This is a genomic window from Microvirga makkahensis, assembly GCF_009830105.1.
In the GTDB taxonomy this organism is placed as follows: domain Bacteria; phylum Pseudomonadota; class Alphaproteobacteria; order Rhizobiales; family Beijerinckiaceae; genus Microvirga; species Microvirga makkahensis.
In genome coordinates, this window is the sequence record NZ_WURB01000002.1 from 122,123 (window position 1) to 143,159 (window position 21,037).

19 protein-coding genes and 2 pseudogenes are annotated in these 21,037 nt (G+C 60.8%); 8 read left to right on the plus strand and 13 right to left on the minus strand.

What is annotated here, in order from left to right; genetic code table 11:
* The first annotated feature begins 159 nt into the window (after positions 1 to 159).
* Entirely contained in the window at positions 160 to 591 is a 432-nt protein-coding gene (gene rnk / locus GR328_RS03495) for a nucleoside diphosphate kinase regulator (RefSeq protein ID WP_160883142.1), read from the plus strand.
* 90 nt (positions 592 to 681) lie between these two features.
* Here the strand turns inward: rnk and hpf are convergent, their stop codons facing one another.
* A complete protein-coding gene (hpf, locus tag GR328_RS03500; protein ID WP_160883143.1) occupies positions 682 to 1,029 on the minus strand; it encodes a ribosome hibernation-promoting factor, HPF/YfiA family in 348 nt (115 codons plus the stop codon).
* Between the two features lie 249 nt (positions 1,030 to 1,278).
* Positions 1,279 to 1,467, minus strand: a complete 189-nt coding sequence (locus GR328_RS03505; RefSeq protein WP_160883144.1) for a hypothetical protein — start codon at positions 1,465 to 1,467, stop codon at positions 1,279 to 1,281.
* Between the two features lie 541 nt (positions 1,468 to 2,008).
* On the opposite strand from GR328_RS03505, the gene GR328_RS03510 reads away from it, so the two are divergent.
* From GR328_RS03510 to GR328_RS03540, 7 genes and pseudogenes are all read left to right on the plus strand, one after another.
* Entirely contained in the window at positions 2,009 to 2,266 is a 258-nt protein-coding gene (locus GR328_RS03510) for a helix-turn-helix domain-containing protein (RefSeq protein ID WP_160883145.1), read from the plus strand.
* Between the two features lie 73 nt (positions 2,267 to 2,339).
* Entirely contained in the window at positions 2,340 to 2,564 is a 225-nt protein-coding gene (locus GR328_RS03515) for a hypothetical protein (RefSeq protein WP_160883146.1), read from the plus strand.
* 427 nt (positions 2,565 to 2,991) lie between these two features.
* On the plus strand, positions 2,992 to 3,915 hold the full coding sequence (locus tag GR328_RS03520; protein ID WP_160883147.1) for a CBS domain-containing protein: 924 nt from the start codon (positions 2,992 to 2,994) through the stop codon (positions 3,913 to 3,915).
* A 16-nt stretch (positions 3,916 to 3,931) separates the two neighbouring features.
* Entirely contained in the window at positions 3,932 to 4,132 is a 201-nt protein-coding gene (locus GR328_RS03525) for a hypothetical protein (RefSeq protein WP_160883148.1), read from the plus strand.
* 163 nt (positions 4,133 to 4,295) lie between these two features.
* Positions 4,296 to 4,490, plus strand: a pseudogene (locus GR328_RS03530) (IS6 family transposase); the annotation flags it as partial.
* Positions 4,487 to 4,648, plus strand: a pseudogene (locus GR328_RS03535) (GntR family transcriptional regulator); the annotation flags it as partial. The pseudogenes GR328_RS03530 and GR328_RS03535, both read left to right, overlap by 4 nt.
* Positions 4,649 to 5,393: 745 nt before the next feature.
* A complete protein-coding gene (locus GR328_RS03540; RefSeq protein ID WP_160883150.1) occupies positions 5,394 to 6,320 on the plus strand; it encodes a 2-hydroxyacid dehydrogenase in 927 nt (308 codons plus the stop codon).
* Positions 6,321 to 6,598: 278 nt separating this feature from the next.
* Here the strand turns inward: GR328_RS03540 and GR328_RS03545 are convergent, their stop codons facing one another.
* The 11 genes from GR328_RS03545 to GR328_RS03595 all read right to left on the minus strand — a co-directional run bounded on the left by GR328_RS03545 (position 6,599) and on the right by GR328_RS03595 (position 21,005).
* Positions 6,599 to 7,768, minus strand: coding sequence for a mandelate racemase/muconate lactonizing enzyme family protein (locus tag GR328_RS03545; protein ID WP_160883151.1), 1,170 nt, complete (start codon positions 7,766 to 7,768; stop codon positions 6,599 to 6,601).
* Between the two features lie 2 nt (positions 7,769 to 7,770).
* Positions 7,771 to 9,792, minus strand: a complete 2,022-nt coding sequence (locus tag GR328_RS03550) for an oxidoreductase (protein ID WP_160883152.1) — start codon at positions 9,790 to 9,792, stop codon at positions 7,771 to 7,773.
* A gap of 35 nt (positions 9,793 to 9,827) precedes the next feature.
* Positions 9,828 to 10,748 (minus strand): ornithine cyclodeaminase family protein, encoded by a 921-nt coding sequence (locus GR328_RS03555; RefSeq protein WP_160883153.1) that lies wholly within the window; start codon positions 10,746 to 10,748, stop codon positions 9,828 to 9,830.
* A gap of 29 nt (positions 10,749 to 10,777) precedes the next feature.
* Positions 10,778 to 12,334, minus strand: coding sequence for an FAD-dependent oxidoreductase (locus GR328_RS03560; RefSeq protein ID WP_160883154.1), 1,557 nt, complete (start codon positions 12,332 to 12,334; stop codon positions 10,778 to 10,780).
* Complete coding sequence (locus GR328_RS03565; RefSeq protein WP_425487006.1) at positions 12,331 to 14,067, minus strand: ABC transporter ATP-binding protein; 1,737 nt, start codon at positions 14,065 to 14,067, stop codon at positions 12,331 to 12,333. Before GR328_RS03565 ends, GR328_RS03560 begins: the two co-directional genes overlap by 4 nt.
* Positions 14,048 to 14,866, minus strand: a complete 819-nt coding sequence (locus GR328_RS03570; protein ID WP_160883156.1) for an ABC transporter permease — start codon at positions 14,864 to 14,866, stop codon at positions 14,048 to 14,050. Before GR328_RS03570 ends, GR328_RS03565 begins: the two co-directional genes overlap by 20 nt.
* The gene (locus tag GR328_RS03575; RefSeq protein WP_160883157.1) at positions 14,863 to 15,825 is read right to left on the minus strand and encodes an ABC transporter permease subunit; all 963 of its coding nucleotides are present in this window, start codon (positions 15,823 to 15,825) and stop codon (positions 14,863 to 14,865) included. The genes GR328_RS03570 and GR328_RS03575 overlap by 4 nt, the downstream gene beginning before the upstream one ends.
* Before the next feature lie 40 nt (positions 15,826 to 15,865).
* Positions 15,866 to 17,437: an ABC transporter substrate-binding protein gene (locus GR328_RS03580; protein ID WP_160883158.1), complete on the minus strand. Its 1,572-nt coding sequence runs from the start codon at positions 17,435 to 17,437 to the stop codon at positions 15,866 to 15,868.
* A 601-nt stretch (positions 17,438 to 18,038) separates the two neighbouring features.
* Entirely contained in the window at positions 18,039 to 19,064 is a 1,026-nt protein-coding gene (locus GR328_RS03585; RefSeq protein ID WP_160883159.1) for a GlxA family transcriptional regulator, read from the minus strand.
* Positions 19,065 to 19,298: 234 nt separating this feature from the next.
* Positions 19,299 to 20,240 carry an electron transfer flavoprotein subunit alpha/FixB family protein gene (locus GR328_RS03590; protein WP_160883160.1) on the minus strand — a complete coding sequence of 314 codons (942 nt, stop codon included), beginning with the start codon at positions 20,238 to 20,240 and terminating at the stop codon, positions 19,299 to 19,301.
* 15 nt (positions 20,241 to 20,255) lie between these two features.
* Positions 20,256 to 21,005, minus strand: a complete 750-nt coding sequence (locus tag GR328_RS03595) for an electron transfer flavoprotein subunit beta/FixA family protein (protein ID WP_160883161.1) — start codon at positions 21,003 to 21,005, stop codon at positions 20,256 to 20,258.
* Between the last annotated feature and the right edge of the window lie 32 nt (positions 21,006 to 21,037).

The window sequence follows — 21,037 nt, forward strand, 5'->3', positions numbered from 1 at the left end:
TGAGCCCGGGTGCCAGGCACGCGTTCTGCGCTCGCGGCCTCGTCCATCATCAACCCTACGTCAGGCCAAGCGTCAGACGGCCCACTGAGGTCTATCTGGCTGCCAATCCCTTTGGGCGGGAAATCCGTCTGAAGACGATGTGAATCTCAGGAGAAGAAAGTGTCTTTGTCAGAAGCGCCCGTCATCATCTCCACGGCCGATCATGCCCGGCTTCGACGGATCGCCTTGGACGGCATGCGGATCCGGAGGGCGCCGCCATCGGCGCAGTGGCTGGAGGCCGAACTCGATCGGGCAACGGTCGTCAGTCCCTCAAACCTTCCGGAAAACGTGATCTCCATGCATTCAGTCTTTGAGTTCCAGGACGGGATCACGGACGAGGTCCGACGGGCCACGCTCGTCTACCCGGGCGAAGAAGACCAGGGGATCGGCAGGATCTCCGTCTTGTCGCCTCTCGGCTCTGCGCTGATCGGCTTGGCCGAAGGGCAGTCGATGCAATGGCGTGGGGCAACCGGCGAATGGTGGACGCTGCGGGTCATCCGAGTGAACGGTGCCCCTGAAGCACGCCAGGAGGACGCCTCGGCCCAGTCCTGACCGGGTCTTCATAGCCCCTTGGGTTATTCGCCTGCACAAAGGGCCGGAGGAAACTCCGGCCCTTCCTTGTTGTTACGCGACGGTTCTTGGTTACGCGGTGGCTCCTGCCCGGACTTCCTCGCGTACGGCACCGTCGAGACGACGCTTCCTCCGTCTAAGTTGCACCGCAACCTTTTCAAGCGCCAGGTCGAAGGCCCGATAGCAGTCGGGTGCTGACGCCTCACCGATCATCACCCGAAAGTTGCCGACCTGGATATTGATCGTACAACAGTACGATTGACCCTCGCGACGGAATCCGACGCTTGCGTGCTTCAACTCCTGGAAGTACGTCTCAGTCGTCGTGAGCAGCCTCTCTCGAACATGTTGAGGCAGCGCATCTCCAAGATCGATCTGGAAACCGTTGATCCGGATTGGGGAACTGCGATTGTTGCTCATCATTGGTCTGTCTCCTTTCGATTGATTATCATTGTGGAATTCGGGTGACCGGCCGCTCACGGCTCTGGCCGTCGCCGATCAATGGCATCCAGCTGTCCGTGGTGTGTTCACCGCACCTGGCGCCAATCCCGTAGGCGCACCAGGGGCATCGTGCGGCAGCCCGCGGCAGAGTGCGGTTGCAAGTTTTGCACACGGTTCGGCGATCATGACGATGCATGATGTGGGTCCTCGATAGTGGGCTACGACAACGGACTATCGGCTTTGTTGCGATCCGAACGTGTGGGTCGCCGCGACATAGACCGCCAGGATCAGCGAGAGCGATGCGGAAAGCCCCAGCACGCTCACCGACGCCGCGAAACCGAGCGTCTCGCCGAGTGTCTCCCAGAACACGAGTTGTGCGGTCGTCAGCGTGACGAGCGCTGCGAAGATGGCAATGGACATGACTTCACCATTCAGCCGCTCCAACGAGCGTGCCGTTCCTGACGATTGGGTTATGGTTGCAAGAGAATTCGTCCGCGGGCGGATCAATCCGCGCTGCAGCTGAAAGCATCTAGCGATGGACGAATTCTGATTTCGATCACTTATCCCCGGACGACGTGACGTCCGGGGCTCAGGCTCCCGTCTTCAGGCGGCCTGCACGCAAAGTAGAAATGGTGCGGAATGTGTTCATGACACAACTAAGGTCGGCTACAGGGTCGCCAATGTCAAGTTGAACGGCTGCGTCGGAAAGCATCATTTGACAAAACAGCCGGACAACCTAAGTTGATCCTATCATGATGTGGCTCCCAGCATATGTCCGTGGCCTCTGCCACGCCGGAACTCTGATCGCAGGACACTAGCCCCGTGTCCCGCCGCGTTGGCGTGTGGACCCGGGGCTCCTGAGGCTTTCCAAACAATTCGATCGAAAATCTCCGATGGCTGATCGGTGCCCGCTTTATGGGCCTGCGCCGCAGCACGGTATCGGCGGCGACGGAAAGCCAACTTGTTTGATGACTGGAAACTCACGATGGGCCAGCTGAGTGAGATGAGCAAAGAATCGAAAAAGAAATCCTTGAGCTATCGGGTCTCGACGCCCGAGGAGCGAGCCAAGCGTCAGGCCGAAGTCCACAAGCGCTGTGAGTACATCATGATGCTGAAGGCGCAAGGCTTGAACTACGCCACCATTGCTTGCCGTCTGGGCCTGAGTCCCAGCCAGGTCAGCAAGATCGCCCGGGACTACATCCACCGGATGCACCCCTGAGGGGTTCTTCTCCCGGATCCTTCAAAACACATCTGCAGCAGCCACCGACTGCCATATTGGAAAGGAGAGCATTGTGTCGGTTTCCTCACCTCAACTGTCGTTCAATCACAACCACCCGAGCCTGCCGCCAGATGCCGAGGAACTGGCCCGGGATCTGTTCGAGCGTGCCCGCCCCAACGACTCGTTCGACGACCTCAAGCGGCGAGTAGCGTTCAATCGGCAGGATGCCGGCCGGCTCAGGCATTGGATCAGAGCCGCACAGGCAATCGCGGCGGAGAGGCGTCTGCGCCAGCCCTGACGACGCCCGGGCTGTCGCTCTTCGTGTGACGGGCCATGCCGAGCCTGGACTTGGAGCGCTCCTGATCCGGGAGACCTCATGATCACTTCAGGACTAACCGAGATGACAGTTTTTACTTAGAATTACTCCATGTTCACTCCACATAGACCGTGATGTGGCCGCAGGTTCTTGCAACCCGCAAATCTTTACTTATATTGAACTCATGATGACTAAATTGCGCCATTGCTCTGACTTTCGCACGGGGTGCCTCCAAGCAGGCCACTGAACCCCGAAGGTCGGCCTGACCGCATCCGGCGGCCCGCCCTTCGGGGAATGATGTTTCCTGAACAATCTCGAACACCCTGCCCCATCCCAAGGGGCCATCGCGACTTGCGCCCGGTCAGGTTCGTCCTGAACCCCGCATACCGCGCCACGCGAAGGAGAAGACATGAACGCACGATCTCATCGGACGCATGGGCCGCTAACGCCCCATCTGCTGCTGCCCCTCGACCGCTCCCCTGCCCCGAACGGCACCGACCCCATTACGCTCTGGCCATGGCGTTTGAGACGGGAGGCTATCCGCAGCCCGCATCAGGGAGCCGATCGCAGCGGTGAAATGCACGAGGCTCGACATCCGGCCGCCGCACCCGACGACACGTCCCAAACCAACGGCAGGTCGGCGCAGCCCATGACCGTTGCCGATGTCATGACGCGTGACGTGGTCTGCGTCTCGACGGCAACCCCGGTGAGCGAGGTCGCCAATATCTTGGCCGGCAAGAGGATCAGTGCGGTGCCGGTGGTTGGCGTCGATGGGCGTCTCGTGGGCATCGTGAGCGAAAGTGACCTGATCCGCCGGGCCGAGATCGGAACCGAGCGCCGGCGCTCCTGGTGGCGCAAGGTCTTTGTCGACATCAGCGCCGAGGCAGCCGACTACGTCCGGGCCCACGGCAGGAAGGCGCGGCACGTCATGACATCGGGGACCGTCACGGCCACCGAGGACATGACGCTCGCGGATGTCGCCGAGGTCATGGAGAAGCGGGGTCTCAAGCGCCTCCCCGTCGTGCGCGGCAATCGTCTCGTGGGCATCGTCAGCCGCAGCGATCTCGTCAAGGCCGTCGCGCGCCACCGCCCTTCCCTTTTCGCCAAGCCCCTTACGGACAATGCCATCCTGCGGGACTTGACGTCACGGGTGAAGGTGGTGACGCCGTCTCACCGGCTCATCAACATCTCGGTGCATCGCGGCAACGCGGACATCGCCGGGTTGGTGGACTCGGCGGCCGAACGCGAGGCGGTTCTGGTTGCCGCCGAGAACACGCCGGGGATCCGCTCGATCCAAGACCGACTGATCCTGCGCCCCAGATCGATTTCCTAAGCCGGAAGGCAATCCGATGACACGCCTTCGCGCAACTCTCACGGCTGCCATTCTGTTCGGCGGCGTATGCCTGGTGCTCGGCGGACTCGGGGCAATGATGATCGAGTCCGCGCGAGTCCTCGCGGTCTATGGCATCGGGGTTCTCGGCTTTGCGGCCTGGGTCTCGGGGGACACGTACCAGGGATGCCGCGCCCAGCCGGACAGCTCCGGGACTTAATGGACGTAGCCGTGGAGCCTGTGAGCCTTCGCGTCCCGACCTCCACCCTGGAACCGCCGCGGCCACGGACCGGCTGCAGCGGCGGCGGTGCGGCGGATGTGTCGCAAACATTTCGTTTTAGAGTTTCAGCTATAGCCTCCTCGGCTTCAGGGAAGAGGACGGCATGTTCAAGGGCAGGCATTTTGATCGCTCGGTGATCCTGCTCTGCGTGCGGTGGTATCTCGCCTACAATCTCAGCCTCCGGAATTTGGAAGAGATGATGGCCGAGCGGGGCATCTCCGTCGACCATGCCACGGTGCATCGCTGGGTCGTTCGTTACTCTCCCGAGCTGCTGCAGCGGTTCAATCGACACAAACGCATCAACTGATGCTGGATGCGATCGCGGCAAAGAACGTGGAACTGGCTGACGAACTGGCGCACGCACACACCCGCCAGTTCCAGGACACCTTCATCAACTTCATGCGGGAAAACTACACGACCGATGTCACACTGGCTCCCCTGAAGGCTGCGGAATAGCGAGACTTCAGCATGAATATCGGCTGCCTTTCTCGCCTCGCAGAGTGCAGCTCACATCACCGGACGGAACATTCGCGTCGGTGGCGGCCTGATGCGGTCTGTCTAAGTACCAATTCCGAGCCGCGCCGCTGTCGGCCGCGCCGACCAGGAGTGCGGCCGTCTCAAAGTGTCAGCTGGCATTTTGCATTGTAGCAAGCCCGAATTGAGTCATAGAGCGCCCCCGCGCGAAGCCGTAGCCCATTGGCGAAGGCCAGCTCGAAGGGGTCCTGAAGGAGGCAATTGCTGGGCGTTTGCGTTCAGTAGAAGCTTTTACGGCTCCAGAAATCGGTCATGTTGAACCGGGTCTCATGCTGCGCTTGAAGAACCAAGCGCCACAGATGCCGTTGATAGTGATAGAGCTTCCCGAACCTGATGTTGGCAAGAACCGTCATCTCACCCGCCCCGCTTCTTAGGAAGGCAGTGAAACAGTCTTGATTCTGTCGTTCAATCGGTCAAGTTCAATGTAGCAGACCGAAGCCGATCATCAGATAATGTGAGTTCATCGGAAAAATAACAACAGGTACTAACGAGCGGAATAATGGAGCAATTGTCTTCGTTCGCCAACGGTGGCCTCAAAGGCACCGCCGGCAGAATTCGAGGACGCTGTGAATGGGATAATGCAACCATAGTCGCGAACGATACCCGCTTCTCTCATATGTGCCGGCAAGGGTTTCCCCAGGCAGCGACATCATGCAAGGCTAGTTTCATGTCAGTTCTTTACTTAGCAGACCCGAAGCGTGGACCGCGGTGGAAGTCCATGTTCGTCGCCGAAGCACCGGACATTCCCTTCCTGCTCGCCGAGGACAATGTCGCGCAGCACGATGTGCGCTATCTCATAACATGGGAGCTGCCGCCGAATCTGCTGAAGCGCTATCCAAATCTTGAAGTCGTGTTCTCCGCTGGCGCGGGCACTGAGCAATTCACATCAGATCTCGTGCCGCTCCAAATTCCTGTGGTGAGGATGGTCGAGCCCGGCATCGCGTCCGGCATGGCGGAATATGTCACCTTCGGTGTGCTGATGCTCCATCGGGACATGCTGGAGTACATCGCCGACCAGCGTCGCGCGACGTGGTCGCCGCGTCTGATCGTGCCGGCTCCCCGCCGCCGCGTCGGCATCATGGGCCTCGGTACACTGGGCCTTGCGACGCTCGAACAGCTGAGGACGTTCGGTTTCCAGCTCTCAGGTTGGAACCGTTCGGCACGCTTCATAGAAGGCGTCACGACCTATGCCGGCAACGGGGAGCTTGAGGCCTTTCTCGCCCCCTGCGATATCCTGGTCTGCCTGCTGCCTCTGACGGACGAAACCCGCGGCATTCTTAGTAGCCGCCTCTTCGCCGCGCTCCCTCCCGGCGCAGGAGTCGTCAATGCGGGCCGCGGAGGACATCTGGTGGAGGCGGATCTTCTGGATGCCCTGGAGAGCGGACAGATCCGCGGTGCCGTTCTCGACGTTTTCGCCACCGAGCCGCTACCGCAGGATCATCCATTCTGGAAACACCCGCAGATCCTCGTAACGCCGCATATCGCGAGCATGACGCAGCCTGAGACTGCCGCGAAGGTAGTGATCGCCAATATCCGCCGCCACCAGGCTGGCGAGCCCCTGATCAACGTCGTGGATCGCTCTGCGAACGCCTGAGCGCATCGCGCCGCTCCAGACCCGCACCTGTCGGTCTGACGGCAGTGATTCCCAATGCGGTACCGACACAGAGCCACCAAGACCTGGACAAGAGGAAGGTGGTGCCACCAATCTCTGCCGATCGATACCTTTGGCGACGCCCAACACCGCCACGCATCGTGTGAGGGTCACGCGCAAAACGATGGAGAGGATTCTCCATCGCGCACCTTGAACGCCGAAACAGTGGGCTCCGAGCAGAAACATGGCCCGAAGTCCGGTTCATCACCAATGCCCCGGAACTATTGCCAAGAGAAACTCGCAAAGACACTCTTCTCCAGCGCAGCCCTCCGCAGATGCACACCGAAACCCGGCGCATCTTTCACGGGGATGAACCCCTCGCGGACACTTGACTCGATAGGGTCCTCAAGGACGTCCACGTGGCCTGGAATTCGCCCCCAATACGGAAAGTGCTCCTGAATATAGAAGTTGGGTATGGAGGCTGAAAAGTGCATACCGACTGCTGTCGAGAGGGCACTTGCGCAGATATGAGGCTGCACCTTCATGCTGTAGGCTTCGGCCATAGCCGCGATCTTTCGGGCTTCCAGCAGGCCGCCGGTATTGCCGATATCCGGCTGGAGAATATCGGCGGCGCGGCTCTCCAGCACGTCGCGGAAGCCATAACGGGAATAAATTCTTTCACCCACCGCGATACGCTGTGAAATGCTTCTGGCAATTTTGACGAGCGCCCCGACATCGCCCGGCACCGCCGGCTCCTCCACGTACGTAATGTCGAAAGGCTCCACCGCCTGGCAGAAACGGATTGTATCGTCCGGCGTCAGCCCGGCGGAGAGATCGAGCATAAGCTCGACATCCGGTCCGACGGCATTCCTGAGATCGCGGACGGTCCGGATCGACCGCTGGACAACGGAGCGGTCGCTCGCCGCTCGATAGGATGGATGTCGGAGTCTGCCATCCGGCAAGATCGTCGCAAACGGGTAGAACTTGAGCGCGTCGTAGCCGTCCTCGACGGCCTTCGCCGCAGCCCTGGGCAGGTCCTCGTCACGCGTGCAGCCGAAATACCAGCCGTTACAATACGTCCGTAACCAGTCGTGAATGCGCCCGCCGAGCAACTCGTAAACCGGAACATTCAGAGAGCGTGCCTTGATGTCGAACAGGGCCTGCTCGATTGCGCTCATTGCGGCATAAACGATCGGTCCGCCACCCTTGGCCCAGAAACCGTGATCGTATATTTCCGTCCAAAGCGCCTCGATGCGCAGTAGGTCGAGACCGCTGTTCATATAGCGTTCGACAATATCTTTGAGCATGCCGGCGGTCCCCGTGCCGCCGACGCCATAGGCTATGCAAGCCTCACCGAGGCCGGTCAGGCCGGAATCGGTTTCCAGTTCCAAGATCACGGGCCGGATGCCGCCGCTTTCGACCAAATAGATGCTGGCTGATTTCAGTTTCATTGTCAGATGTCCTTACAGAGACGCATCGCGTCCAGCATTGCCGCGTGGATGTCACGGGACGACACGGCATCGCCGATGCGATGGAGTTCGTAACGTCCGTCCGGGTTCAGGAAGAGCTCTTGGCGTGTGCCTGCGACCATCGCATCCGGATCGGTCACGCCATCATTCACTGAACTGGAGCGGAGCTCGTGATAGAGCTCGTCCATAGGAAGCGTACCGCGCTCCAGAATTATCCGATCACAGAAGAGAGACTCCTCGTCCTCTGTGTACACGTTCGCGAATGTGACCTCGATCTGGTTGCCGTTGCGCGCGATGCGCTTGAGGCGCCTGTCGGGGTGCAGCACCGCCCCAGCCTCGTAGAGTTCCCGCATGATGAAGGGGCGATCGAGGTAACTCGTCTCCAGCGCCACTTCGCGGTCGGGCGTCACGTAGACGAGTTGCGCGCCCTGCTCGGCCAGCATCTCCGCAGTCGCCGCTCCGGCGATCGTTCCGAGCCCATCGTAAAGCATGACCGTACCTTGCATGGGACGTGGCGTCTCGAGCACATCCCAAACGGTCTCCGCCAACTCGGCACCGGAAACCTCATCATCCATGCGATCAGGCAGGCCGCCGGTCGCGATAATGACAATGTCGGGCTCCTCGGCCTCGATTGTTTGACGGTCGGCATAGCTATTGTAGTGGAAAACGACACCGAGGCGCCGCGCCTCAGCCAGGCGCCAGTCGATGATGCCGACGAGATCGCGCCGACGCGGTATGCGCGACGCGAGAAGCACCTGCCCCCCCGCCTGCGAGGCCGCCTCGTGGACAATCACCTCGTGACCTCGCTCAGCACAGATCCGAGCCGCCTCAAGTCCCGCCGGCCCCGCACCAACAATGACGACACGCCGCTTTTCTCGCGCCTTCTCGATGAGATGCGGCAATGTCGCCTCGCGACCAATCGAGACGTTATGGATGCAGCGCCGCTGCCAGGAACAATAAGTTGCGCCGACGCAGGGCCGGATGCGTTCTTCCTCGCCGCGAGTGAGCTTGGCGACAATATATGGATCGGCGATATGCGCGCGTGTCATTCCGACAAGGGAGAGAAGCCCCTCCTGCACGGCATAGCGCGCTGTTGCGAGATCGTTGATCCGTGCCGCGTGGAACACGGGCAGGGAGAGCTCCTTTTTTACCGCGGCCACCGGAGCAAGCTGCGGCGCGAGCCCGACATGCATGCCAGGCATGTAGTCTGCAAGCCCAACTTCGGTATCGATGCGACCAAAAGTCAGGTTGAAGAAATCTATGAGGCCGGAGCGCTCGATCAACCTCGCCATGGCGAGGTATTCCGCTGCGGACATCCCTTCTTCGTGCCCCTCGCCGACGGCCATGCGCACGCCGACGAGGAAGTTGTCTCCGACCCGGTTTCGGATTTCTTCCAAAACCATCAAGCCAAAGCGAGCACGATTCTCGAGAGAACCGCCGAACTCGTCGGTGCGGCGGTTCACAAGTGGATTCCAGAACTGGCCTATGAGATGCCCATGGACGTGAACCTCGCAACCGTCGAGACCACCCTCCTTGCAGCGCCGAGCTGCATCGCCGAACTGCCGGACGATGCGCGTGATGTCGTGGTGGTCCATTTCCTTCGTGAACCCACGATGGGACGGCTCGCGGTATCGCGAAGGCGAGACCGTGGGCAGCCAGTTGTCCGAGCGCCAGTGACTCCGCCCGCCGAGATGGGTGATCTGACACATGAGCGCTGCCCCGTGGCGGTGGATCCGTTCCGAGAACTGACGGAAGTACGGAATAATGTCGTCGTGCCCAACACTGAGCTGTCCAAAAACGGACCCGGAGTCCCGCGAAACGTTCGAGGATCCGCCGAACATGGTCAGGCCGATTCCTCCCTTTGCCTTCTCCTCATGGTAAAGCTGGTAGCGCTCCTTCGGCAGGGCATTTTCGCCATAGCTGATAGCGTGGCTCGTGCTCATGATCCGATTTTTGAGCGTCAGGTTCTTGATCGTGAATGGCTGAAGCAGCGGATCGGAGGACATGATGGGGCTCGTCTGAACACGGATAGGAATGTTTGTTAGAAACCATCTTGAGGGGCAAGCCGACGGAGGACGTGACTGGCGAGGAAGAGATCGAGGTGGCCGCCACCGCCATTCTTGAAGAGCGTTGGCGCCGAACCGAGTGTCGGCACGATCTCGCCACGGCAGAGAGCGAACAGATCGCCGTGAATCTCGCTTCGGGAGATTACGCCGGTGCGAAGCGGCTCGATGAACTCACCCGAGCGTTCGAGGCAGGAATAATCGTCAACGAAGATGCAAGCACGCCGCAGCAGTTCGTCATCGCCCTCCCGCATCTCCGGCGTGAACGAGCCAATCAGGTTGATATGTGCACCAGGCGCGACCAGCTCGCCTTTGATGAGGGGAACGCTGGCCATCGTGGCAGCGACCACAATGTCCGCATGGGGCAGAGCCGCATCAAGATCGTGAACCGCTTCAGCCTGCCTGCCCGCGGCTCTCAATTTTGCGGCGAGTGCCGCCGCGCGCTCCGGTGTCCGGTTCCAGACGCGGATGTCGCGCAGGGATGGCCTCACGCTGAGAAGGGCATCAATGACATATGGAGCGAGTGCTCCTGCGCCGACCATGAGGAGCCGTTCTGCCGATGGTGAGGCCAGATAGCTCGCACCAAGAGCACTATCTGAGGCTGTCTTCCGAAAGATGAGCGACTCACCGTCCATCACCGCCTTCGGCTGGCCCGTAAGCGGGTCGAAGACGAGGTACAAGGCATTGACAGTCGGCTGGCCGTAAACTTCGACATTGCCCGGGAAAGACGTGACGATCTTGACGCCGAGCGCCTCGCGCTTCTGCCAGGCAGGCACTGCGAGCAGCATGTCAGGATGTCCGCCCTCGCGCGGCTGATCAAGGGCCAACCGCGCGATCTTTGGCTTCGCCTTTTGGAGGCCGAGCCGCATTGCTTCGATGGCATCGGACCAATCCAGCAAGCGATGCACCGTCTCCGCGTCGACCATCCTCATAATGCGGATACTTTCGTCGAGCCCGGCTGCTCCGTCAGCGCCTGCGGCTCGAAATTCTTGGCGACGAAAGCACGGTACGCCTCCACCTCCTGTGTAATCCGTGCCGCGTCCCAGCCCATCACGTCGGCAACGGTCTCCGCGGCCTCCCGTGCCTGCGCCAGGCCCATGTCCGCAGTCCAGCCGACGAGAACGCGCCGGAACAAGAGGTCGACCAGCGTCTGCACATGCTCGTGGGCGGCGGCATGACGCAGGCGCTCCCGTGAGAGCGGGCCGCCGCCTGGACTTGTCTTGGCGGCATATGACAGAAGCGCACGATCTCCTGTGGGTCTACTCATCTTCGCGACGCGCGCCGCAACAGTTCGCCCGGCGTGACGGTGTGTCATGATCGGACAACCCGTCACAGTCAGAACGCCGGGCATGCCTTCGGCCGCCATATCATGTATCGTGAGCGCCTTGACGCCGGAAGCGGCCTCGCTCGTGGTCCGCGGCCGCACTCCTGCCCAGCGGTAGACGATGTCGTCCTTGGCGAGTTTGAGCGACGGCAAGGCGCGATTGGCCTCGCCGAGGATGAAATCGACTTCTTCCGGCAGGACGCGCACGGAGTCGGGATCATCTTCGAAGATGGTCTCCGTCGGACCGAAGAAGTGATAGTCCCCCCACGGCATGCAGTAGAACGGTTGTCCGATACTGTTGATCATCTCGAACCCGGTGCCCCTGCACGACTCGGGCAGCTTGACGACGAGATTGACGCCCTTGATGCCGACGAGGTGCTTTTTCCGGGGGGCTTGTCGTGTCGTCTGACGCAAGAGCCGATCGGCCCATGGCCCGGCACTGTTCACGACGACCTGAGCCTTGACCGTAGCCGTCTGATCGGGCGCGGTGCTGTCCTCGAGCCTTACCTGCCAGCCTCCCCCGGGAATAGGATCGAGCTGCGTAACGGCGGTGTAGTTGCGGATGAGGGAGCCGCACCGCTCCGCGTCGAGGATGGTGTCGAGGCAGATCCGCTCGGCCCATTGATATTGGTATTCGTCGAACACCGCTACGCTGCTCAGACGTGAGCGATCCATCAGTGAGACCAAGCCGAATTGCCTCGCCGCCTCATCTGCCGGTAGGCGCCTATAAGACAGCGGCACCTTCCGAGAGCCGAAGAGACCGAGCGCCCGGTAGCCGAGATCGACTTTCCAGGCGGGATACTCGCCATCCTCGAAAACGGGGAAGAAGAATGTGTGTCGGCTGACGCGTTCCGGCATCGTGCTGGCGAGTTCTGTTCGGCAGCGCATCGCCAACCGAGCCATGCGCACGCGCTGAAACAGGTCGCTCGGGCGATAAGCGAACCGCCACAGCTCGTAATCTGGGGAAAAATAGGCGAGCCCGGAATAAAGCAGACGGCTTGAACGGCTGGAAGTTCCTGAGCCGAAATCGCCTTTGTCGACAAGCAGGGTCTTATGCCCGTTGGCAGCAATGTGCTGGGCTGCGCTGGCACCGACAGCGCCGCCGCCGACCACAACGACGTCGAAGGAACGGCCATCGAGTTCCCGTAGAGGCGTTCTCATGGCATCATCTCCGCTTGCTCATTCCATCCCGCGACGGTCGGTCGGACCATCTCCAATTCAACCTCCAACGCTTTACGCGTCGCCGCCGCATCCTCGAGCCAACCTCGCCGCAGCTCGGGTACGGAGGCGACGAGCAGACGCGTATAAGGGTCGGCAGGTGCGCTGAGCACCCGCGTACATTCCCCTGCTTCGACGACTCTCCCGTGCCGAAGTACCGTCACTCGGTCCGCGATCGAAGCGACTGTCGCCAAGTCATGACTGATGAAGATGATCGCGAGGCCGAGTTCGTCGCGGAGGCGCTTGACCAGATCGATAATCTGTCCTGCAACGATCGTGTCGAGGGCCGACGTGATCTCGTCGCAGATCAGAACGTCGGGATCGGCCGCGAGGGCCCGGGCAAGGTTGACGCGCTGCTTTTCACCGCCTGAGAGCTGAGTCGGATAACGTTCAAGATAATTGGCAGGCAGGCTCACCATCGCGAGCAGATCCACCATCCGGGCCTCCGCGGCGTCTCCCCTCAGGCCGTGGAAGAACCGTAGAACGCGCCCGAGAATACGCCGGATTCGGTGTTTTGGATTGAGCGCCGTGTCGGCCATCTGCACCGCGAGCTGCACCCGTCGACGCTGCCCATCGGTTCTCTCGCGGTCGAGACCGGCGAGAGGTTCGCCCTCCAGAGCAACCGTGCCCGACGCCGGCGCGTGCAGGCCCGCAATAACCCGGGCAAGCGTCGTCTTGCCCGAGCCGGACTCGCCAATGACGGCGACGATCTCACCCTTCCCTACTTCGAGATCGACGCCGTGAAGTGTCGTTATCTGCGGCTTGCCGCCTCTGACGTTACCATAACCGGCGACGATGCTCTGCACGGACAGAGCCGTTGCGGGTGCAGTCAGCAGTCGCGAAGGACGATTCGCCAACGACGCAAGCGACAGGTGAGTGCAGGCCGCGATGAGCTCGCGAGTGTACTCTTCCCGTGGAGCATTGACGACCTGATCGGTTTCCCCGACCTCTACGATGCGCCCTGCTCTCATCACCGCTATGCGAGTTGCGATCTGTGCCACGACCGCAAGATCATGGCTCACGAAGAGTGCCGCGGTGTTGTTGTCACGAATGGCGCGCTTCAGCAGACGCATCACCTCCACCTGTGTGGTGACGTCGAGCGCACTGGTTGGTTCATCGCAGACCATCAAAAGAGGCTCTTCCTGCATCCCCATGGCAATCATAAAACGCTGCAGTTGTCCGCCGGATACTTGATAGGGAAAGCGTGACCCGATTCTGTCGGGAGATGGGAGGCTAAGGTACCGAAAAACCTCTCGTGCCCGTGCACGCGCCTCGGCGGATTTCTGGCTGTGATGCAGGAGGGCCGATTCGACCACCTGGTCGCCGAGGCGGATGCGCGGATTGAAAGCGGCGGCAGCGCTCTGTGCAATGTAAGCGCCAATTCGTCCACGCAGGCGATTCAGCACCGGATGGGGTGCCTTGAGCACGTCGACGCCGTTCAGATTTACGCTGCCGCCCACATGCTCGAGACCGGGACGCATGTGCCCGAGAGCCGCAAGGGCGAGTGTCGTTTTGCCCGATCCCGAGGCACCGATAAGGGCGAGGACCTCTCCCCGGCGAACCTGAAGAGAAACATCGTCAAGGACTTTGTGACCGGCCTTGGTCGCAATTCCGAGATGATCGACAGTCAAAACGCTCGTGCCCATTGTTGCCACCTCAGTGCCGCGCATCGTCATCGAGGGCGTCGACGAGCAGGTTGAGGGCAATCGAGACGAGGGCGATAGCGATTGCAGGCGCGATGGCGGCGAGCGGGTTGGTCGAAAGTCCGCCGAGGTTCTCCCGTGCCATCCCGCCCCAATCAGCCAAAGGCGGCTGAACGCCGAGGCCGATAAAGCTCAGACTGCTCATGAACAGGATGGCAAAACTGGCACGTAAGGCAAAATCGGTTGCGAGTGGACGTATCACATGCGGAAGAATCTCGCCGAACAAGATCCAGAGCGTCCCTTCACCGCGGGACCGGGCGAGCATGATGTAGTCCATGTTCTTGAGATCAGTCCCAAGAGCGCGTGCAATCCGGAACACACCGGCCGAGTAAACGACCGCAGCAATCCCGATGATGACCCAGATCGAAGAGCCGAGAGCTGCCACGACCACTAGGCCGACGATGATCTTAGGCAGTGACAGCAAGACATCCACAATTCGGCTGAGAGCAGCGTCTAGGATTCCACCCCGAATCGCGGCCGTCAGTCCGAGCGTATCCCCGATAAGGTGAGCAAGGAGTGTCGCCGTCATTGCCATGAACAGGGTGATGCGAGTTCCGTCCATCAGGCGTGAGAGAACGTCACGCCCCAGATAATCTGAGCCGAGCCATATGCCGGCGGCGGGCGGCATAAAAGGCTCGTCGGTAATGAAGTCGAACGGATCCTGCGGCAGCGCGACGAGAGACACGAGCGCTACCACCCCAACGAACACGAGGAGTGCCGCGCTGAAGACCAGGGTCGATGATGGCCTGATTTGGATTGAGGCAGTGGTCATAGGGCGTCCGTCGGTCGCTCGGCGAGGGAGTGCGGGTCGAACAGGCGGGCCAAAACATCGGCGAGCAGGATCAGAACAACATAGGTCGCGCAGAAGATCATGGCGCAGGCTTGCACGACCGGCAGATCACGTGACTGCACGGAGTCGATCATCAGCCGAGCGAGGCCAGGATAGGCAAAGATCGTCTCGACGACGACGACGCCGCTAACCAGATAGGCAACGTTCAATGCCACGACATTTGCGAGCGGCCCAACGGCATTGCGCAGCGCGTGGTACCCGACGATGCGTTGCCGGGGAATACCTTTTAGGACAGCCATCTCGATATAGGGTTGGCTTAGAATGCTCCCGAGAATGGCACGTGTCATACGCGCGATTTGGGCCGTCACGACAATCACCAAGCTGGCCGTCGGAAGAAGCAGAGCCCGCGCCGTCTGGCCGAAGTCCGAGCCTGTGCTGAGATATGCGACGGCCGGCAGCCAACCCAGATTCACCGCGAATAGCAGCACGAGGAGCGTTGCAAGCAGGAACTCCGGAGTCGCCGACAATGCCAGGAAGGAAACGGTGGCCGCACGGTCGAACGCGCGCCCATTCCACATCGTTGTCACGACGCCGAGCAGCACCGCCAACGGCACGGCGATCAGCGTCGTCACCCCGGCGAGCAAAGCCGTATTGGCGAGGCGCTCAGACAACAGCGAGCTGACGGGCGTCTTTGTGACGAGGGAGCGGCCCCAGTCACCCTGAAGCGCTCCGACCAGCCATTCGAGATAGCGCTGGATCGCGGGCCGATCCAGCCCCATCTCCAGGCGAAGCGCACGCACGTTCTCAGGCGTCGCATACTGCCCAAGAGCGACTTGCGCGACATCTCCCGGCAGGATCTCGCACGCCCAGAAGACGAGAAGCGAAACCACCAGCAATATCAGGAGGGTCGCTCCAAGCCTCCAAAGGATTATGTTAGCCACGCGTCGTCACTCCGCCCGCTTCACCGCTTGGCCGCACCGATCAAGCCTCGATCCAGATCCTGTCCGTGAAGTTGAACCCTCCGAGGCTCCCGATGGGCAGGGGCGTCAGACCTTTGATTTTCTTCGAGACGCCATCAACATAGCTCAGGAAACATGGAAGTATGATAGCACCCGAATTATGGATAATGGATTGGATCTCGCCGTAGTATTCCTTACGTTTGGCGAGATCGAATTCCGACCGGGTGTCGTCAATCAGTTTTTCGAGACGTTCGTTCTCGTAATGCGAGAAGTTCCAGACTGCGCCCTTCTTCCAACTGAGGTTGAGCAGCATATTGTATGTTGGCCGCGGGTGGAAGTTCGTCGCGAAAAAGGGACGCTTTCCCGCGACCGCGGTCCAGTAGCTTTCTGCGGGCTCACGCTTGATCTGGAGGTTCAGCCCGGCCCGCATTGCCTCGCGCTGCATCAGCTGGCCGATATCGACGCTGTAAAGCACACCGTCCCCCATAGAAAGCTCGATAGGTGCATTCCCAATACCAGCCTTCTGAAAATGGAACTTCGCCTTATCCAGGTCGAGCTCACGCTGTGGCAGTTCAGCGTTGTAGTACTCGCTGGCCGGTCCAATCGGATGATCATTGGCGATTGTGCCGTAACCGCGCAAAACCGTGTCAAGGACGCGCTTGCGATCGATCAGATAGGACATGCCGAGCGTGAGATCCGCGTTATTCGACGGTGCCCGGTCAACCGCAGCTTGGATTGCCGTATAACGGGTGCCAGGGGTTACGAAGACGTCGGCAATGTCCGATTTGGCGACCTGTTCGATACCGTTGCCGCGCAGTTCGAGAATCATATCGACATCGCCAGACAATAGCGCATTGGCACGCGCCGAGGCGTCCGGAATGGGAAACATCTCGAATTGGTCGATATAGGGCTGGCCTTGCTTCCAGAAATTCGGGTTGCGCACGAGCACCGTGCGCAACCCAGGTTGGAATTCCTTAACCGTGAATGCGCCGGTGCCTATTGGCTTAGAGAAATCGTAGGTACCATTCTTAACAAGCGCGAATTGAAAGATGCCGACGAGGATCGGGAGATCGACATCGGGCTGCGCCAATTCTATGACGATCTTATCGGGCCCATCTGCTCTTACGGACGTGATGTTGGCGACCAATTGCTTCGCGCTCGAGGCAACTCTCTCTTCGCGATGCCGCAATAGCGAAAAGATGATGTCGTCCGTGGTAAGCGGCGAGCCATCGCTGAAGGATATGCCCTTTCGAATATTGAAGACCCAGCGTGTCGCCTCCTTGTTGGCTTCCCAGGATTCGGCGACTTCAGGCTGGGCTCTCCCCTGCTCGTCCATACGCGTGAGATAGCTATAGACGCTCGTACCACGGATATAATCGTTGCCCTTGTCGTAACGGGCGGAGTCGAAGGTATCGCCGGTCGATTGCTGATAGAGCGCAAGTCTTACGGTGCCTCCGCGCTTAGGCATCGCCTGCGCCTGGCTGCGGCCGGGCCGAGCAATCAAGCCGGTTGCCAGCAGGCCCGCATTGAAGGCCCGCCGCGTGAACGCGCCCGGGGGCTGAGATTCCCCTAATACGATCGGATCGTCTGCCATTACCGTCACCCTCGTTGTTTATGGCGCCTTTTGGCGCTCGCTTAGACTGAAAGTCACAATCAGCTAATGAGCAAGAAATAATTGGTATATTTGGAGCGCTATCGGAAGATAATTTATATCAATACTTGAGTAGAAACCTCGAGAGGAGACCCAAGTTCATGAAACAGACCAGTTGACCCCAAATGTGGTGCTGTCGAGTTCGTAGGGATCATGAGAGATGCCGGAGAGCGGCTGATAGGCTCATGATGGACATTCAAAGTTCCCATCCTGGACACGGGCGGGCGCGTCTCGCTCAACGCTCGAGCTGTGCGGACACCGGCGCGCCTTGGGGCAGCGTGGACAGAAGGGAGCCCGATATACGGCAAGAGGATCCGAATAGCGAATCAGAGACTCGACGGCTTTCTGAAGATCACCACCGCTCTCGAACGACGAGCTGAGTGGCCCGGAACCGCCGGACCATCCAATCTAGAAGCGAGAATGGTAGAGGCCGGCACTAGGGAGCAGACCCGGTGTTTGTCATGTGTACTTTCGCGCGATATCCGCCCGGCTCTCGCCGCGTTCGCCGTAACGGGACGCGCGGCATTAAGAAATTCTAGTCTCTTTAAACCATGCGCCTGAGGTCGAGCTGGTTCTGATATGGATGCAGGTCGTTCAGCGGCGAAACCTTGTCGGGCTGCGTTGGTTGCAGCAGCGCGGATGCGCGATCCTCGGAGGGGCATACACCATAGGCTTCTCGATAACGCTCTAGAAACCGCGGGTACGAGCGGAAGCCGCAGCGTGCGGCAATCGTCGCGAGTTCTATGCGCGTCGCCTTAACGAGCTTCCGGGCGCGGGCGAGCCTAATCATCCGGTAGTAGTCAAAAGTAGAGCAGTTGAAGGCCGCCTCAAACAGTCGGTCGAGGTGCCGTCGGGAAAGCGCGAGATGGGTGGCAATTGTTTCAATGTCGAGCGGTCGGTGGATTGCCTCCTCCATGAGGCGACAGGCCTCGCGCACGGGTTGCGGAAATCCGTTGTAGGCGGATGTGAAGAGGTCGTCCTGGTATGCGCCCAGCTCCCGCCGATACGGAAAGATAATGATATTTGCGACCCGCGCGGCCACGGCCTTGCCGAGACGTTCGGCGATCAGGTGGAGCATCATATCCGTTGCGGCGCTTCCGCCGGCGCAGGTCATGCGCTTGTGCGACCAGGTATAGACCTGCTTGACGAACTTAACTCGCGGGAAGAGTTCGGCAAACATGGGAAGATTGTTGAAGTGCGCCGTCGCGATATGACCGTTCAGTACCCCGGCTCGCGCGATGTGATACACCCCGCTTTCGATGGATCCGATTGTCTTCCCATGCCGGTCAAACCGCCGGATCAGGCCTTGTGTCTCGGTGTTCTCGTACGTGTCGTGTCGAAAGCTCGAGGCAACAACCAGCGCGTCGAATTCCTTGAGGTCTCGCACATGGGTGGCCGCGTGGAGCGGGATCCCGGAACTTGAGGGGACGTCGGGTTCTGTATCGTGGGCGAAGAGGCATCGGAAGGGCGGATCGGCATACAGCGAATTCGCGACTCTAAGCGTCTCCGCGGCGGAAACGGCGCCAAGAAGAGAGTATTCAGGCAGGAGCAAGAAAGCGATCGTGTACATTGATGGAAAGCATAAACCAAATCCGCGATTGGCGGAATTCATACCGACGTTAGGCGGTTGCTTCGCTAGGATCCTACTCTCAGGAAGATGGGTGGCGGAACGCAGAACCCCCTTGGTTGAACGCACCTAGTAGCGGCCAGTACCAAGCGGTCCGCGTCCTGCCCCTGGTGGGCAGCTGTTCTACAAGCCAGTTAGGCCGCCCGGATCGCCATCATTCGTCTATTCCTGACCCGATTAACCGGCTTTGGTCAACTCCTCCTTGAGTTCAGGGAGGATTGAGAAGAGGTCTCCGACGAGGCCGTAATCGGCGACCTGGAAGATTGGCGCCTCCTCGTCCTTGTTGATGGCCACGATGACCTTGGAATCCTTCATCCCGGCCAGGTGCTGGATCGCGCCGGAGATCCCCACCGCGATGTACAGGTCCGGCGCCACCACCTTGCCGGTCTGGCCGACCTGCCAGTCGTTGGGCGCGTAGCCCGCATCCACCGCCGCCCGGGAGGCCCCCATCGCCGCCCCGAGCTGGTCGGCGACCGGCTCGATATAGGTCTTGAAGTTCTCCGCCGAGCCGAGCGAGCGGCCGCCCGAGATGATGATCCCCGCCGAGGTCAGCTCCGGCCGGTCGTTCTGCGCCATCTCCGCGCCCGTGACCGTCGACAGCCCCGGATCCTCGGCCGGGCCGACGGCCTCGATCGGAGCCGCGCCGCCCTCAGGCGCCGCCGGGAACGCGGCCGTGCGCACGGTGATCACCGTCTTGGGGTCGCTCGCCTGCACCGTCTGGATCGCATTGCCGGCATAGATCGGCCGCTCGAAGGTGTCGGGCGAGAACACCCGGGTGATGTCGGAGACCTGCATCACGTCGAGCAGCGCCGCCACCCGCGGCATGACGTTCTTGCCGGTCGAGGTCGAGGGCGCCACCAGGGCGTCGTAGGAGGAGGCGAGCGACACGATCAGGGCCGCAGTCGGCTCGGCGAGCATGTGTTCGTAAGCCGGCGCGTCGGCCAGCAGCACCTTCTCCACGCCCTCGAACCGCGCCGCCGCCTCCGCCGCGGCGCGGGCGTTGGAGCCGGCCACCAGCACGTGCACGGGCGCGCCGAGCGCCTTGGCGGCCGAGAGCGCCTTGGAGGTGGCGTCCTTGAGGTGAGCGTTGTCGTGCTCGGCAATCAGCAACGTGGTCATCGTTCTTGTTCTCCCTTAGAGCACGCCGGCTTCGGTCTTGAGCTTCGAGACGAGTTCGGCCACCGACGCCACCTTCACCCCCGCCTTGCGGCCGCCGGGCTCGGCGGTCTTGAGCACCTTCAGGCGCGGGCTCACGTCCACGCCCAGAGCCTCGGGGCTGGTCTCGTCGAGCGGCTTCTTCTTGGCCTTCATGATATTGGGCAGGGACGCATAGCGCGGCTCGTTGAGGCGCAGGTCCGTGGTGACGATCGCCGGCAGCCTCAATCCCACTGTCTGCAGGCCGCCATCAACCTCGCGGGTGACCTCGAGCGCGCCCTCGTTCAGGTTGACCCGCGAGGCGAACGTGCCCTGCGGCCAGCCGAGCAGGCCGGCCAGCATCTGGCCGGTCTGGTTGGAATCGTCGTCGATCGCCTGCTTGCCCAGGATCACCAGGTCGGGCTTCTCCTGCTCCACCATGCCTTTCAGGAGCTTGGCCACGGCGAGCGGCTCGACGACCGCGTCGGTCTTGACCAGGATGCCGCGGTCGGCACCCATGGCCAGCGCCGTGCGAAGGGTCTCCCCCGCCTGCTGCGGGCCAATCGACACCGCCACGATCTCGCTGGCCTTGCCCTGCTCTTTGAGGCGAACCGCCTCCTCGACCGCAATCTCGTCAAACGGGTTCATCGACATCTTCACGTTCGAAAGCTCAACGCTAGAACCGTCCGGCTTCACCCGGATCTTCACGTTGAAATCAACCACTCGCTTCACACACACAAGAAGCTTCATTTCGTCTGTCCTATGACGTGATTGGACGCTTT